The organism is Bremerella alba, assembly GCF_013618625.1.
Lineage (GTDB): Bacteria > Planctomycetota > Planctomycetia > Pirellulales > Pirellulaceae > Bremerella > Bremerella alba.
In genome coordinates, this window is record NZ_JABRWO010000018.1 from 58,476 (window position 1) to 72,088 (window position 13,613).

At 55.7% G+C, this 13,613-nt stretch carries 10 protein-coding genes; 3 read left to right on the plus strand and 7 right to left on the minus strand.

Features of this window, described 5'->3' with window-relative positions; all coding sequences use genetic code 11:
* Positions 1–20: 20 nt before the first annotated feature.
* From HOV93_RS23870 to metE, 6 genes are all read right to left on the minus strand, one after another.
* A complete protein-coding gene (locus HOV93_RS23870; protein WP_235990897.1) occupies positions 21–1,505 on the minus strand; it encodes an OprO/OprP family phosphate-selective porin in 1,485 nt (494 codons plus the stop codon).
* Positions 1,506–1,927: 422 nt separating this feature from the next.
* A complete protein-coding gene (locus HOV93_RS23875) occupies positions 1,928–3,658 on the minus strand; it encodes a SulP family inorganic anion transporter (protein WP_207399072.1) in 1,731 nt (576 codons plus the stop codon).
* Between the two features lie 28 nt (positions 3,659–3,686).
* Entirely contained in the window at positions 3,687–4,301 is a 615-nt protein-coding gene (locus HOV93_RS23880; protein ID WP_207399073.1) for a carbonic anhydrase, read from the minus strand.
* A gap of 227 nt (positions 4,302–4,528) precedes the next feature.
* Positions 4,529–4,846, minus strand: coding sequence for a hypothetical protein (locus HOV93_RS23885; RefSeq protein WP_207399074.1), 318 nt, complete (start codon positions 4,844–4,846; stop codon positions 4,529–4,531).
* A 306-nt stretch (positions 4,847–5,152) separates the two neighbouring features.
* A complete protein-coding gene (locus HOV93_RS23890; protein ID WP_235990899.1) occupies positions 5,153–5,575 on the minus strand; it encodes a Dabb family protein in 423 nt (140 codons plus the stop codon).
* A gap of 175 nt (positions 5,576–5,750) precedes the next feature.
* On the minus strand, positions 5,751–8,039 hold the full coding sequence (gene metE / locus HOV93_RS23895; protein ID WP_207399075.1) for a 5-methyltetrahydropteroyltriglutamate--homocysteine S-methyltransferase: 2,289 nt from the start codon (positions 8,037–8,039) through the stop codon (positions 5,751–5,753).
* A gap of 168 nt (positions 8,040–8,207) precedes the next feature.
* On the opposite strand from metE, the gene HOV93_RS23900 reads away from it, so the two are divergent.
* Positions 8,208–9,659: an aminotransferase-like domain-containing protein gene (locus tag HOV93_RS23900; protein ID WP_207399076.1), complete on the plus strand. Its 1,452-nt coding sequence runs from the start codon at positions 8,208–8,210 to the stop codon at positions 9,657–9,659.
* Here HOV93_RS23900 and HOV93_RS23905 read toward each other — a convergent pair whose 3' ends face one another.
* The gene (locus HOV93_RS23905; protein ID WP_207399077.1) at positions 9,660–10,577 is read right to left on the minus strand and encodes a YihY/virulence factor BrkB family protein; all 918 of its coding nucleotides are present in this window, start codon (positions 10,575–10,577) and stop codon (positions 9,660–9,662) included.
* Positions 10,578–10,785: 208 nt separating this feature from the next.
* Between HOV93_RS23905 and HOV93_RS26530 the strand changes: the two genes are divergently transcribed.
* A complete protein-coding gene (locus HOV93_RS26530; protein ID WP_315853466.1) occupies positions 10,786–12,804 on the plus strand; it encodes an ATP-dependent helicase in 2,019 nt (672 codons plus the stop codon).
* Between the two features lie 23 nt (positions 12,805–12,827).
* Complete coding sequence (locus HOV93_RS23915; protein WP_207399078.1) at positions 12,828–13,286, plus strand: hypothetical protein; 459 nt, start codon at positions 12,828–12,830, stop codon at positions 13,284–13,286.
* The last annotated feature ends 327 nt before the right edge of the window (positions 13,287–13,613 follow it).

Consider the following 13,613-nt stretch of genomic DNA (forward strand, 5'->3'; position numbering starts at 1 on the left):
GGTGTCATCCGCAATGCGGTTTAGAAGTCGACCATGAATCGAGCGCCGTAGAGGTTGTACCAACCGGCATCCGTTCCAGCGACGGCGGCAGCCAACCCGCTGTCTGAGATACGACCGTTGATGTAGTTGAACTGAACGCGAGCGTTCGGGTTCCACCACCAGTTGACGCCCAGAGTAACGCTTTCACCAACGCCACCGAGGATGTCCTGGTCGGTGTAGTCGCCGTACGAGTAACGTGCAGCAACCTGCCAAGCACCCCAGCCATAGCTCTTACAGCCATCGCAGCGATTGACCAGCCAGAAGTTTTCTAGTGGTTTGGTGCGTCCCAACGTACCGGAGGATCGGTCCCACGGGGTGTACTCGCCGGTCAGCCAATACGCCGCATAGAAGTAACCACCACCGAAGTTAACATCTGGATCGCCATCGGTTCGGTCGGCATGAGCCGTCATGTATTCGCCGACCAGCGAGAACGAACCAATGTTGAGCACACTTTCCAGGCCCAGCAGTTGGTAGTTCGCTGCATCCATCTGCCCGGTGTCGAGCCAGCGATTAGCCGTACGAGCTTCCGGACGAGTGCGGAATCGATCGTCGCCGCCGCTGCCAGGAAACGCTGCCGCACCTGAGACTGCCCAGTGAGCGTAACCACGCCCGCCAGAGGTTTCGTCGTACCAGATGGTATTGGCCAGACGTCCGGCGATTTCAGACTGGTAGTTGTCGTCGTACTGGCCGCCGGTCGTTGCCAGGTCGTCCATCAGAAACCAACCGTATCGCCAGTTCCACGACTCGTCGTCGGAAACACCATACGATTGAAGACCCATACGTCGAGCGTCCTGGTTGAACGCTTCCACCACGAAGGGACGTTCCAGGAAGACGTTGTAACGGCTAGAGTTCAAGTGATCTAAGCCATAGGGGCGCTTCTGATTACCGAGCAACACGGTATGCAAAAAAGGTAAATGATTCCAACCGAGATAAGCGTCTTTGAATGCTAGATTGCTTGGGTTGGCGAACTCCATCTCGATCTTGTATTCCATGTTCTCCCAAACGTCGCCCTTCACGCCGAAACGCAAACGGCGGAAGCCGATGAAGTCATCGCCGGCATCGTTCGGATCGCCAGATTCCAACGCGTTGGCATACGGCGAATTGTCTGGGATGTTCCAATAATCGAAGTGAACACGGCCCGACCACTTTTGCGTGGGCTTGGCGATGATGTCGACTTCCTTACAGGCTTCTTCTGCTGCCTTAGCAACCGCTTCGTCTTCCAACGCTTCGACGCGTTCGAGCAGGTTGTAGTACGACGTCGCAGATACCGTATCGACGGCTGGAAGTGCCTGAGGAGCTTCCGGAGGCGCATAGAACTGCTGCTGCTGCGGTTGCTCGAAGTTATTCTGATAGGTTTGGGCCCCGTTCGACGGTGCTCCATAGATCGACTCTTGACCGTAGCCAAGGGCCGGTGATAGCGCGCCCAAGCAAATTCCTAGGACGCGGCAAGTCCAGCTAGATTTCATCGTGTGGGTTTCCATACTTTCACGAATTACGTTCATCCTGAACGAAAGGTGACCAATGCCGTTAGTTGCGTTAATCGGAATCTGCCGCACTAAACGCAGATCGATTTCAGGCAGCCCAGAAGAACCGTAGTTGCTGCGAAAGCTTCCAGAGAAGTTGCAACGTGCGCAATTAGAAAAATCTGCGAATCACGCATAGTTCCAACTTACAAGTGGCACAACCCTTATAGGTGCCGCTAGCGTCGCAAGAGAAAGAGCTCGTGCGGACGGAATAGGCCTTACCATCATGGCACAAAAAAAGCTCGGCACACGGGATAGTGTGTACCGAGCTCTCGCTGATAACGGCAGGCCACCAGCATCTTCATCATATCTTCATGTGCGATAAGAGCAGCGTGGTTGCGTTGTGTCGATTATGACAGGCAACCTTAGCCCACACCTCCCCCGACCGGAGTTGGCCGGGATGGGGATTTACCATTGCGATGAACTTCGCCATTGCCGTTCCCTTCGCTGTCACCGTTGTGCCGGATATCAACTTCCTTCTGGAACTTGCCGTGAAGTTGACTCCAGTCGATGATCAAGGTGCCACCGGTCTTCTCGTGCTGTTTCGCCCAGTCCATCAGAGACTCGAAACAAGCGTGGTCGACATAAGTCAGATTGCTCAAGTCGACGTGCAATTCGACGTCTTCAGGGATCTCTTCCAGACGCTGAGCCAGGATCGGAAGCCGTAGAAAAGTAGCCGCACCGTGAAGGCTGAGGGTGGCCTTCTTTTCTTCTTCGTTGACGAAAAGATCCGCCTCGAAACGAGTAAACGTGGCCAACAGCTTGATGGCCGAAAGCACGATACCTGCGATCACGCCGATCAGCAGATCGAAGCTCACAATCAAGATCACCGTCGTTGCGTAAATCGCAAACTCCGACCAACTTGTTTTGTAGAGTTCCTTGATCTGTTTGATGTTCACCAGCTTGAAGCCGGTGTAGACGAGCAAAGCGCCTAACGCGGCTCGTGGCACCAGCGTCAAAACCTGTGGCAAAAACACGATGAACAGCAAAAGCCAAGCACCGTGCATGATGGTCGCTCCACGCGTTTGCCCACCTGCGTTGACGTTGGCCGAACTTCGCACGATCACGCCGGTCATCGGCAGAGCGCCCACCAGGCCGCAGAGCATGTTGCCGAAGCCTTGGGCCGTCAGTTCCTTGTCGTGATTGGTTTTGTGCCCAGGCTTCATCTTGTCGACCGCCGTCGCACAAAGAAGCGTTTCCGCACTGGCCACCAATGCAATCACCAAGGCCGCAATGTAAACGGACGGATCACCCAGAATGGAAGTCCAGGCCGGTGTGCTATTGAGAAACGAAACTTCATCCAGCAGATTATCTGGGACGTCCAGGTTGCGGATCGAAAAGCCAAGCACCATTGCCACGATTGTGGCCAGGCCTATCCCCAGCAAAGCCGCCGGAATCAGCTTCAGCTGTTTCGGGGCGAAGGATTGCCAGAGAATCATCGTCGTGATTGTGACGATCCCAATCGCCGCCGCAAGGTGATGCGCCGGCCCAGTTCCTGAGAGATCGAAGCATTTCCAAATGGCTTCCGGGATTGTGGCCATGTACTCCAAACCACCATGAGCTTTGTGACCATGCCAGATTGCTTCGTGATCGAGCATCACATGGAACTGGCTCACAATGATCAGGATACCAATCCCAGCCAACATGCCGTTGATCACCGCGGGCGAAACCGCTTGGAACCAGCGTCCAATCCCGAGTTTCCCCGCTGCGATTTGAATGCCACCGGCAACCAGCACCGAAAGGCCTAACGCCGACAAGGCATAGGTCATCGCAGCCCCATCGGCAGCGTCTTCTGGTCCTGAATAAAAGCCCAGGAACTTCGCTTTCTGCTGGGCAATCAGGTCTGCCACAATGACAAACAGACCCGCTGCCGGGCCACTGACTTGCAAGGGCGATCCACTAAAGATCCCCACAATCAGACCACCGACAATGCCGGTGATCAAAGCCCGGGCCGGATTGACCCCGACCGCGACCGCAATCCCGATACAAAGTGGGAGAGCGACCAGGAAAACAACGATCGAGGAGATGAAATCTTTCCTGAACGTACCCGAAAAATAGCCGCTGGCTTCGGTTTGAGTTGTCTCTTGTTTAGCCATGGATTTGCTTCCGTGATGTTAATTGGGTTCAGGCAACTCGAACGTTGGAATCGACGAATTGATTGGTTTCAGGGGCAAGGACATTTACCTTGCCGGTCTCGAAGTCGTAGAGCCAACCGTGCAGGCGAAGCTTGTTGGCTTCCACTGCGTCAGCGACTTCCGGAAAAGTCATCAGGTTGCGAAGCTGCAAACGAATGTTGGCTTCGATGATTTGCGTCAGGCGATCCGCATTAGGATCGCTGGGCTCTTCGTTGAGTGCGTCTTTCGACAACGCAACCCACTTGCTGACTTCCGGCAAGCTGGTAACCGCTTCGGGGTTCATTAGGCCTTGCATAGCCCCGCACTTGGCGTGACCACAGATAATGATTTGCGGAATCTTAAGAACTTGGATGGCATACTCGATGGTGGCGGCCATCCCTAAGTCGGCTTCACCCTTACGACCGACAATGTTGCCGGCGTTGCGAATGACGAAGATCTCGCCTGGTTCGCTGTTGGTAAACAGCTCTGGGTTCACGCGGGAATCACTACACGTAATAAACAAAGCTTCCGGGCTTTGGCCACTGGCCAGCTCTTGGAAACGGCTCTGCTTTTGAGGGAAAGTTTCTTGTTGGAATTGCGTCACGCCGGCTAATAAATCGCGCATAGAACCTATCGTCCTGAGTAAATTCAGATCTATCGGAGGGAGGTAACCGAACACCCGTAGAGCACTTCTAAGAGGGCACCCACAGACATTCGGGAACAGGCTTTCAAATGCAGTTGCAACAAACGCATTTGCATCTGAGATTGAGACAGGGAGGCTGCTGATAGAGAAGTCGCGCACAGCAGTTCAGAATTAACGAACCGCAAAAGCGCATAGCAGCCTGCAAAGATCTAGCAGGTGATATTTCCGCCGAAACCATTGTGGGTGACCACAATCACAGGCGGAACAGCTGGGCTGGCAGAAGTGAATCGTCGGTATTGCGGGGTGGCATAGAGACCCGGCAAAGGGGTCGTTCCACGAGCGATGCGTTGTGTCTGACGCGAAGTGGCCGTTCGTTCGTGAACTTCCTCTTCCTCGGTCTGCGTGGTATTGCTGGTGGTCCCTTGAATTGGCGCACTACCTGCAATCATCGCGTTGGTGAACCGTGGGCGTGCCCCGGCCATCAAAACGGCGATAATCAGTAGAAGATAGAGCCAACGAGGTTTCATTCAGGCAATCCAATCCGGATTCACAAAGCACTCAAATCCGATACGTAGCGGATGTGCTAATCGTTCATATCGGCAACGAAATCCGAAAACTCGGAATCATTGTCTCTAAAAAAGAATAGGTAAACCGAGCGCTGTCGTCCAACCCCGATTGAGGCTCTTCTTGTAAAATTAAGACGAGAAATTGATTAATGTTGGTTAAAGCGACCTTAGGGGCCGTTTGTGTGAAAAGGACCGGCAGGGCCAGTCCTCAATCTCGGTTTAAATCGGTGGATATTATTCCACCAGCAAGACTATTTAGCCTAGTAACTATTTCGCCCAGTAGTCGACAACGAATGCTTCTTCCAGGTGCGGTCGCAAAATCGAAACGAACTCTTGGTGGGCAGGATGCGGCAGGTAAGCAGCCCGATCTTCTTCGCTGGCGAACGTGACCAGGAAGCAGTGGGTGAAGCCTTTGTCGAGCATTTCAGGGCTGTTGTTGGTGCCCCACTCGTAGTCCTTAATGACCGGAATCTTTTTAGGCAGCGCTGCAAAAGCTTTTTCGACCTTCTTGATGTCGGCGGCTTTGGCCGATTCTTTGAACTTGAAGATCACCACATGACGAAGCTTGGGGGCGGAATCACCGGCTTCTTTATCTTCAGCTTGAACCGTGGCAGTCATCGAAAAAATGCCCGTCAATAGCAGGGCGAGACAGAGGGACAACGAGCGAAGTTCCATACCGGGAAACGTCATAGGAGGAGGGACCTTCTCAGATTTGGGAGGGAGGTAGGAGTTGCAGCTGGCAGGTAACTACTTAATTTGACAGGAATGTGTTCTGTTTTCAACGGCTTTCTCCAAGAAATAGTGCACGCCTCGTCTAGGTGTTGCCCTAGACGAGGCGTACGCGGATCCCCTCAAATGGCTGCAATTAGGCTAGCAGTGTGCGAACCTGATGGGCTGCTTCGACCATCGATTGCAGCGCCGCTTCGACTTCCACCCAGCCGCGAGTTTTTAAGCCGCAATCGGGATTCACCCACAGACGCTGAGCCGGAATCACATCGACCGCTTTCTGCAAGAGGCCAACCATTTCGCTGGTCGCGGGAACTCTGGGCGAGTGAATATCGTAAACCCCCGGCCCGATTCCGTTGGGATATTGGAAAGTGCCAAACCCGTCGAGCAGTTCCATCTTCGAGCGACTTGTCTCGATCGAAATCACATCGGCGTCGAGTGCCGCGATCGAGGGGAGAATCTCGTTGAACTCGCAGTAGCACATATGCGTGTGGATCTGCGTCTGGTTGGCTACCCCGCTCGATGCCAGGCGAAACGCATCAACGGCCCAGCTCAGATAGTCTGTCTGGTCGTTGTGACGCAGGGGCAGTCCTTCGCGTAGTGCTGGCTCGTCAATCTGAATCACGCCGATGCCGGCCGACTCGAGATCGGCTGTTTCGTCGCGAATTGCCAGGGCGATCTGCTGGCACGTCTCGCGGCGGGGTTGGTCGTCGCGGATGAAAGACCAGAACAAGATGGTAACCGGCCCGGTCAGCATTCCCTTCACCGGTCGCGTGGTCAGCGACTGAGCGTACCGGGTCATCTCGACGGTCATTGCGCTGGGGCGGTGCACGTCACCATAGATGATCGGCGGCTTCACACAGCGCGAGCCGTAGCTTTGCACCCAGCCGTTCTTCGAGACGACGAAGCCTGCGAGCTGCTCGCCAAAGTATTCGACCATGTCGTTGCGTTCAAACTCTCCGTGAACCAGCACATCGATTCCCAACGCCTCTTGCCGGGCAATGCACTTCTGCGTCTCGGTTTGCAGGAACGCTTGATAGGCATCCTCCGGAAGGTCCCCTTTGCGATACGACGCCCGGGCCTGGCGAACTTCGCTTGTCTGCGGGAACGAGCCAATTGTGGTGGTCGGCAGCAAGGGTAGCTTCAGGCGATCTTGCTGCTGCGACTGACGCGTCTCGAAATCGGCCTGACGGCAAATGCTTTCGGGGGTAATCCCTTTCTGGCGATCTCGCACCGCCGGGTCGTGCGTGCGACGCGAGGTCCGTCGAGCCTGGATAGCAGCCGCGTTTTCCTGAAGCTGATCGGCAACCGATGCCGGGCCTTCGTTCAGCGCTTGCGTGAGAATCGCGATCTCGTCCAGCTTCTGCCGAGCAAAAGCAAGCCACGATTTAACTTCGACGTCGATTTCGGGCTCGTGTGCCAGGTCGACGGGGCTATGCAGTAGCGAGCAGCTCGGAGCGATCAGAAGTCGATCCTTGCTGATTGCACTTGCCGCTTGCTCGGCCGTTTTCAGCGCCTTGGCAAGATCCGTTTTCCAAACATTGCGACCATCGACCAGCCCTAGCGAAAGAGACTGCTCGGGGCGAATGTGCTCTAAGGCAGGCGTTAGCTGCTCGGGACCATAAACCAAATCGAGATGGACCGCATCGACCGGCAGCGAGAACGCTAACGGCAGGTTCTCGCGCAGCGACTCGAAGTAGCTGGTCAGCACCAGCTTCAATTGACCGCGCGACTGGGAAAGCAATTCCAGACTGTGCTTCAACGCTGCCTGGGCTTGGTCGTCCAGGTCGAGGGCCAGGATCGGTTCGTCCCATTGAACCCAGTTCACGCCCGCTTCGTTGAACTTGGCGAGCAGTTCCTGGTAGACCGGCAGCAGCTTGTCGAGCAGCACCAACGGCGAGGCACTGCTTCCTTTCAGCTTACCTAGCAGCAACAAGCTAACCGGACCAAGCACAACTGGCCGGACGTTCTCGGCGATCGCTTGGGCGGAGGTAATCTCGGCGAGCAGGGCGTCGGCGTTGAGTTCAAAGGTTTGGTCTTCCGACCATTCCGGCACGATGTAGTGATAGTTGGTATTGAACCACTTGGTCATTTCCATCGCTGGCAGGTCGGCACCCTTTTGCGTTCCGCGGGCCATCGCGAAATAGCGATCGAGCTGGCTAACCAACTGCGGCGTTTGATAGGCCGCCGGTACCGCACCCACACGCAGGGTCCAATCGAGGACATGGTCGTACAGCGAGAAGTCGCCGACAGTCAGCTGACCGATGCCTGCTTCGACCTGGCTTTTCCAGTTGGCCTGCCGGATCTGGTCGGCCCCGGTCAGTAGGTCCTCGGCTCCGATGGTGCCTTTCCAGTATTTCTCTAAGAGCCACTTCAGCTCTCGTTTGGCTCCGATTCGCGGGAAACCGAGATTTGTTGCGATTGCCATAGGGGTTACAGTCCTTTTCGATGGGTTTGTGGTGATAACACTTGCGAGTTGAAGCAGTTTATCGGTACGATGTCGGTGGATACAGTTTTGGATACTTGTTTTGTCTTGGGTTACAGATGGGGCTTGGCGTCAAGCCGGATCAGATTTCCCAGGGAGCATGGGTGACAGATGAAATCGGCCCCCAAATCAGACGTTTCGACCGGCGAAGACGAGAGCACGCTCTATTACCAATTGGCGGACAAGCTCCGTCGGTTAATCCAGTCCGGGGCGTTTGAGCCTGGCGAAAAGCTGCCGTCGATCCGTCGATTGAGCGAAGAGCATCGCGTGAGCTTGAACACGGCCAAGAGCGCGTTGGCGCTGCTCGAGGACTGGCGAACGATCGAGGTGCGGCCCCAGTCAGGCCACTACGTGCGTCGCCCGCCAGAGGAACTGCCGAAGCTTTCGTCGACCAGCCCCAATGGCGAAGCGTGCGTCATTCAAACCAACATTCCCACGCGAATGAACGCGGCGATTGGCTCGGGCGCCGAGCCCACGCTGGGGGCGGCGGTTCAATCAACGCAGCTCATGCCGCTGGCCGTGTTGAATAAGTCGTATCAAAAGGTGATGCGCGACTTGCCGGATGCCTGCTTCGGATACGACGGGGTGCCAGGGCACGAGACGCTACGGAAGTCGATCGCCAAACGCGGCCCCGAGGCAGGCTATGTGGTCAGCCCCGACGATATCGTTATCACCAGCGGAGCCAAGGAAGCCGTCTATCTGTCGATCAAATGCGTGGCCCCCCCAGGCAGCATCGTGGCGATTGAGTCGCCGGCGTACTATGCCCTGTTGGAAGTGCTGCAATCGCTGGGGTTAAAAGCGGTGGAGGTGGCCTGCGACCCCGAGACGGGCATTCAGCTGGATCATCTCGATCATGTGCTGGGGAAGTACGATATCTCGGCGTGCACCATCGTTTCCAATTTTTCCAACCCGACCGGCAGCTTGATGCCGGAGGAGAATAAGAAACGCCTGGTCGAGATTTTAAATCGCTACCAGGTTCCGCTGGTTGAAGACGACGTTTACGGCGATCTCTCGTTTCGTCCCCCGCGTCCGCGAGCGATCAAGGCCTACGACACCGAGGGACGTATCCTGTATTGTGGTTCGTTCAGTAAAACGCTTTCGCCTGGCCTGCGACTGGGGTGGTGCATCCCGGGGCGGTATCTGCAGCAGTTTCAATTGATGAAGCTGGTGGTCAATCAATGCACGTCGGTCGCTCCGCAGTTGGTCGCCGCCGAAATCCTCGAAACGGGGGCCTACGATCGGCACTTGCGAAAAGTGCGGGCCCAGTTCGCCGAACAAATGGACGACGCCTTGCGTGCGGTGCGCACGTGTTTTCCCGAAGGAGTCCGGGCATCGCGACCTGCAGGAGGGCATGTCTTGTGGATTGAAATGCCGCGGCATGTCGACGCGATGAAGATGTACCACACGCTGAGCGAAGAGGGGATTCAGTTCGCACCAGGGCCGATCTTCTCGCCAAGCGGCGCGTTCAAAAACTTCATCCGCATCAACACTGGCTTCCCCTGGTCGCCATTTTTGCATCGTCAGGTGGAACGGATGGGGCAGTATATTCGCACCGGGCAGTAGCTACGTGACCTTGCGCTGGCGATGTTTCTCGAAGGGGCTCGTCAACGGCGAGAACAGCATGTGGCCCAATTCTGCGGCAAATAGCAGCAGGTTCGCCGACAGGAAAATCCACATCACCGTGACCACCAAAACGCTGCCTGGCCCATAGGCGACGGCCACCAGATTGCTGCCGGCGATCGTGCTGATGATGTACTTACCGGCCTGAAACAACAGCGTTGCAAAGAGGGCACCGGTGAGGACTTCGCGCCAAGGCGGCCGGTTCATCGGCAGGAAACGCAGCATGCAATAAAAAACCAGCAGCACCGATATCCATGAAATGGTCTGCGACGTGATCCATTCCTGCGTCCCAAGCGGCACCAAGCGAAACAGGGGGAGGTGGGCCCAGATGGTATGCGACCAAACACTAAACAGCGATATCAACGCCAGCAGAAGCCCTGTACCGATGGCGAACAGGGTAGCTCGCATGCGTCCGATGGTAACCGCCAGGATGCTCCCGCGAATGCCTTCGGCGGAGAATCCATAGATGCGGTTGAGGGCATTGCGCAATTGCATAAACGTTGCCGAAGAACTCCATAGGATGATGAAGGCCGAGAAGATCGTGGGCGTCAACGAGTGCTCTTGATAGGCGCTGAGGATTTGATTGACAATCTCCTCGCCGGTCTTCTCTCCGAGGTTTTCCTCTAAAAAGATGCGTACTTCCTCTTCGGCTTGGGCGTTGCTTTCGAGCACTTTACCGCCGATGGTGACCGCGAAAATAAAAATCGGGGCAATCGAGAACAACACGTAGAAAGCGACCGCCGCCGCCGACGTAGGATTGTCGTTGGCGACCCAGCGAAGGACGAATTGGGAACAGAAATTTTTCCACGGCTCGAGCATTGCAGATTGGGATTCGGAATTTTTCGGTGCTTCGCTGAACATTCAAACTGCCATTCTAGCCAGGACTTGCGCCGCCGCGTAGTTCGTCTGTGCTTGTAACCAAGGAAACTTAGGCAAGGCCCCATTGAAAATCGGCAGGTCAACTTCGTACCATCAATGGGTTCTGGAGGCCAGTTGGCCCTAGCCCTTAACGCGAGACTTAACTCAAGTCAGGGCAGCGAGTTTTACGGAATCAACGGACGAGAATCGGGTGAACGGACTCAATCCGCCACAATTGGAAGCGGTAAATACCTTGTCGGGGCCTATGCTGGTGCTGGCCGGGGCCGGCTCGGGCAAGACCCGCGTGGTGACTTTCCGCATTGCCAATCTCATCAAACATCGCATCAAGCCGCAGCGAATCCTCGCGGTGACCTTCACCAACAAGGCCGCCGGCGAAATGAAGGAACGTGCCCTGAAGCTTCTGGGCAAGCATACCGACGACGAACCGGTCGTTTCGACGTTCCACTCTCATTGTGTTCGTGTTTTGCGGCGACATATTAACCATTTGGGGTATCCCAACACGTACACCATTTACGATCGTAGCGATCAGGAAATGGTAGCTCGCAGTGTGCTGCGCGAGATCCGAGTGCCCAGCGAAACCCTCCGTCCCGGCGATATGCTCAACTTTATCAGCCGCTGGAAGTCGGCCGGAATTCGCCCCAAGGAAGCGTTTTCCCACGCCGATACCGACAAGGCTCACCTGGCCGCCGTCGCGTTTCGCCGCTATCAGAACGCCCTGAAAGCCAGTGGGGCGCTCGATTTCGATGACCTGTTGCTATGCACCGAAGAGCTATTTACCAACTTTCCGGCCGTCCGTCAGCAGGAAGCGGCCTTGTTCGATCACGTGATGATCGACGAGTATCAGGACACCAATGCCTCGCAATACCGCATCATCCGAGGGCTGACCGAAGAGCACCGCAACTTGTGTGTCGTGGGGGATGACGATCAGTCGATTTACTCGTGGCGTGGGGCCGAAGTGAAGCATATTCTGGGCTTCAAACAAGATTGGCCGGAAGCCAAAGTCGTGCTGCTGGTCGATAACTATCGCTGCACCAACGCCATTTTAACGGTGGCTAACCGCCTGGTGGCCTTTAACGGGACGCGTTACGACAAAGTCCTCAACGCGGCCCGGCATGGTGGCGACCAGCCGAAGGTTCTGTACTTCAAGGACGAGGAAAAAGAGGCCGAGGAAGTCGTCGGCGATATCGCTCGGCGAATCCAAGACCCAGCGGTCGAACCACGCGACTTCGCGATTCTCTTTCGCACCAACGAGCAGCCGCGTGCATTCGAGCAGCAGTTTCGTGCGTTGAATATTCCGTACACGCTGATTGGGGGGATGTCGTTCTTCGATCGCAAGGAAGTCCGCGATATTCTTTCATACTTGAAGCTGATCAATTCGCAGCAAGACGAAGTTGCCCTGCTGCGAATCATCAACTCGCCCCCGCGTGGCATCGGGCAGAAGACGGTCAAAGATCTCTTGGATCATGCCACCAACGAAGGCAAGCCGCTGTGGGATGTGCTACCCCAAGCTGCCGCCCTGCGGGGAGGTTCTTCGACCACCACAACCGAGGCGATCAGGAAATTCGTGCGGCTGATCAAGCATTATCATGGCCGATTGGGCAAGGATACGCTGACCGATATCGTCCGCGATTTGATCGGGGCGATCGGCTATCAACAGGAACTCCAGCGTTTGTACCCTGACCCCAACGACCGCGAATCGCGCGAGGCAGCGGTCGAACAGGTTGTCAGCGCTATGAGTGCCTACGAAGACAAGAAGAAAAGCAAAGCCACCCTGTCTGGCTTCCTCGACGACACGGCCCTGGCCGGCGATGGGTTCGACAACGAGAAGGAAAAGCAACTCAAAAAGAACGGCGTGATCCTGATGACGCTGCATGCTGCCAAAGGTCTCGAGTTTCCTTACGTCTATATGGTGGGCATGGAGGAAGGCATCCTGCCCCACACCCGCAGCTTGAAGGACGGCGACGAGGCAATCGAAGAGGAACGCCGCTTGTGTTATGTCGGCATCACCCGGGCCCAGGAACGCCTGACGTTCTCGTTCGCCCTGGCTCGCAAGAAATGGGGAAAGCCGCGCCCCTCGGAAACGAGCCGATTTCTTTACGAATTGACGGGACAAGCCGATAATCCCAATGCAGTCGATCCCCAGGCCCGAAAGCCAGCGGCACCGAAAGCGGGGCGCAAAAAGTCCTCGGCCGGGGCACGCCGGCGGTAGGATTCATGCAAAGGGAATAACAAATGGGTTCCGATTATGTTCCGCCGATTGACGGCGAGCGTTCGCCCAACGCGTCGCTTTCGTTAGGGACGATCTTACGGCGACTTCTGATTTCCGTGTTTGCCTGGGCGATTCACTTGGTAGTGACTGCCTGCCTGCTTGGGTTTTTCGGGAGTATCGTCGAGTACTACCGAGAGGTTTTTGACCACTTCGAGCTCGACCTGCCTGTCATCACCGAGTCGATTCTGCAGTGGTCGTCAACGGTTTCCAATTACTGGTATCTATTTGCTTTGGCTGCCATTGTGCTCAACGCACCGATCGCAATCGGCGTTTGTTATCTGCCGCCACGATGGCGTTGGGTGGCATGGGTCTGGTTTGCTGGCTACCTACTGTTGGCGATCTTTCTCATGACATACGCCGCAATCGGACTCGTAATTCCGCTCCAAGATTTGATGACCAACATACAAGACGCCCCCATGTAAGGCACGTTCAAGCGACCAATCAAAAGCAACCGACTGCACAGCGTAGGGTGCTGAGCAGCACATGCGCGAACAGAAGTTCAAGAACGATTCGGAACGTGTTCTTGTGATCTTCGTCAAATGTTGTTCAAGAAACCCTCGCTTTATCCCTCTCCCTGCGAGGGAGAGGGGACAAGAGAAGAGAGGCCTCTTCTGCCGTAGGGTGCTGAGTAGCGCAGCGAATCGCACCATGCACAACGTTTTCGCGTTGCCATGGGATGGAGACCGTATTCGATGCGATACGTTCCGCTTCGCGTCACTGCTCACACCCTACACGAGATGAAGGGTCGC

Bases quoted from the DNA above. Each gene is read 5' to 3' on its own strand.
- HOV93_RS23870 (WP_235990897.1), bottom strand. From the start codon at position 1,505: ATGAAATCTAGCTGGACTTGCCGCGTCCTAGGAATTTGCTTGGGCGCG.
- HOV93_RS23875 (WP_207399072.1), bottom strand. From the start codon at position 3,658: ATGGCTAAACAAGAGACAACTCAAACCGAAGCCAGCGGCTATTTTTCG.
- HOV93_RS23880 (WP_207399073.1), bottom strand. From the start codon at position 4,301: ATGCGCGATTTATTAGCCGGCGTGACGCAATTCCAACAAGAAACTTTC.
- HOV93_RS23885 (WP_207399074.1), bottom strand. From the start codon at position 4,846: ATGAAACCTCGTTGGCTCTATCTTCTACTGATTATCGCCGTTTTGATG.
- HOV93_RS23890 (WP_235990899.1), bottom strand. From the start codon at position 5,575: ATGACGTTTCCCGGTATGGAACTTCGCTCGTTGTCCCTCTGTCTCGCC.
- metE (WP_207399075.1), bottom strand. From the start codon at position 8,039: ATGGCAATCGCAACAAATCTCGGTTTCCCGCGAATCGGAGCCAAACGA.
- HOV93_RS23900 (WP_207399076.1), top strand. From the start codon at position 8,208: ATGAAATCGGCCCCCAAATCAGACGTTTCGACCGGCGAAGACGAGAGC.
- HOV93_RS23905 (WP_207399077.1), bottom strand. From the start codon at position 10,577: ATGTTCAGCGAAGCACCGAAAAATTCCGAATCCCAATCTGCAATGCTC.
- HOV93_RS23915 (WP_207399078.1), top strand. From the start codon at position 12,828: ATGGGTTCCGATTATGTTCCGCCGATTGACGGCGAGCGTTCGCCCAAC.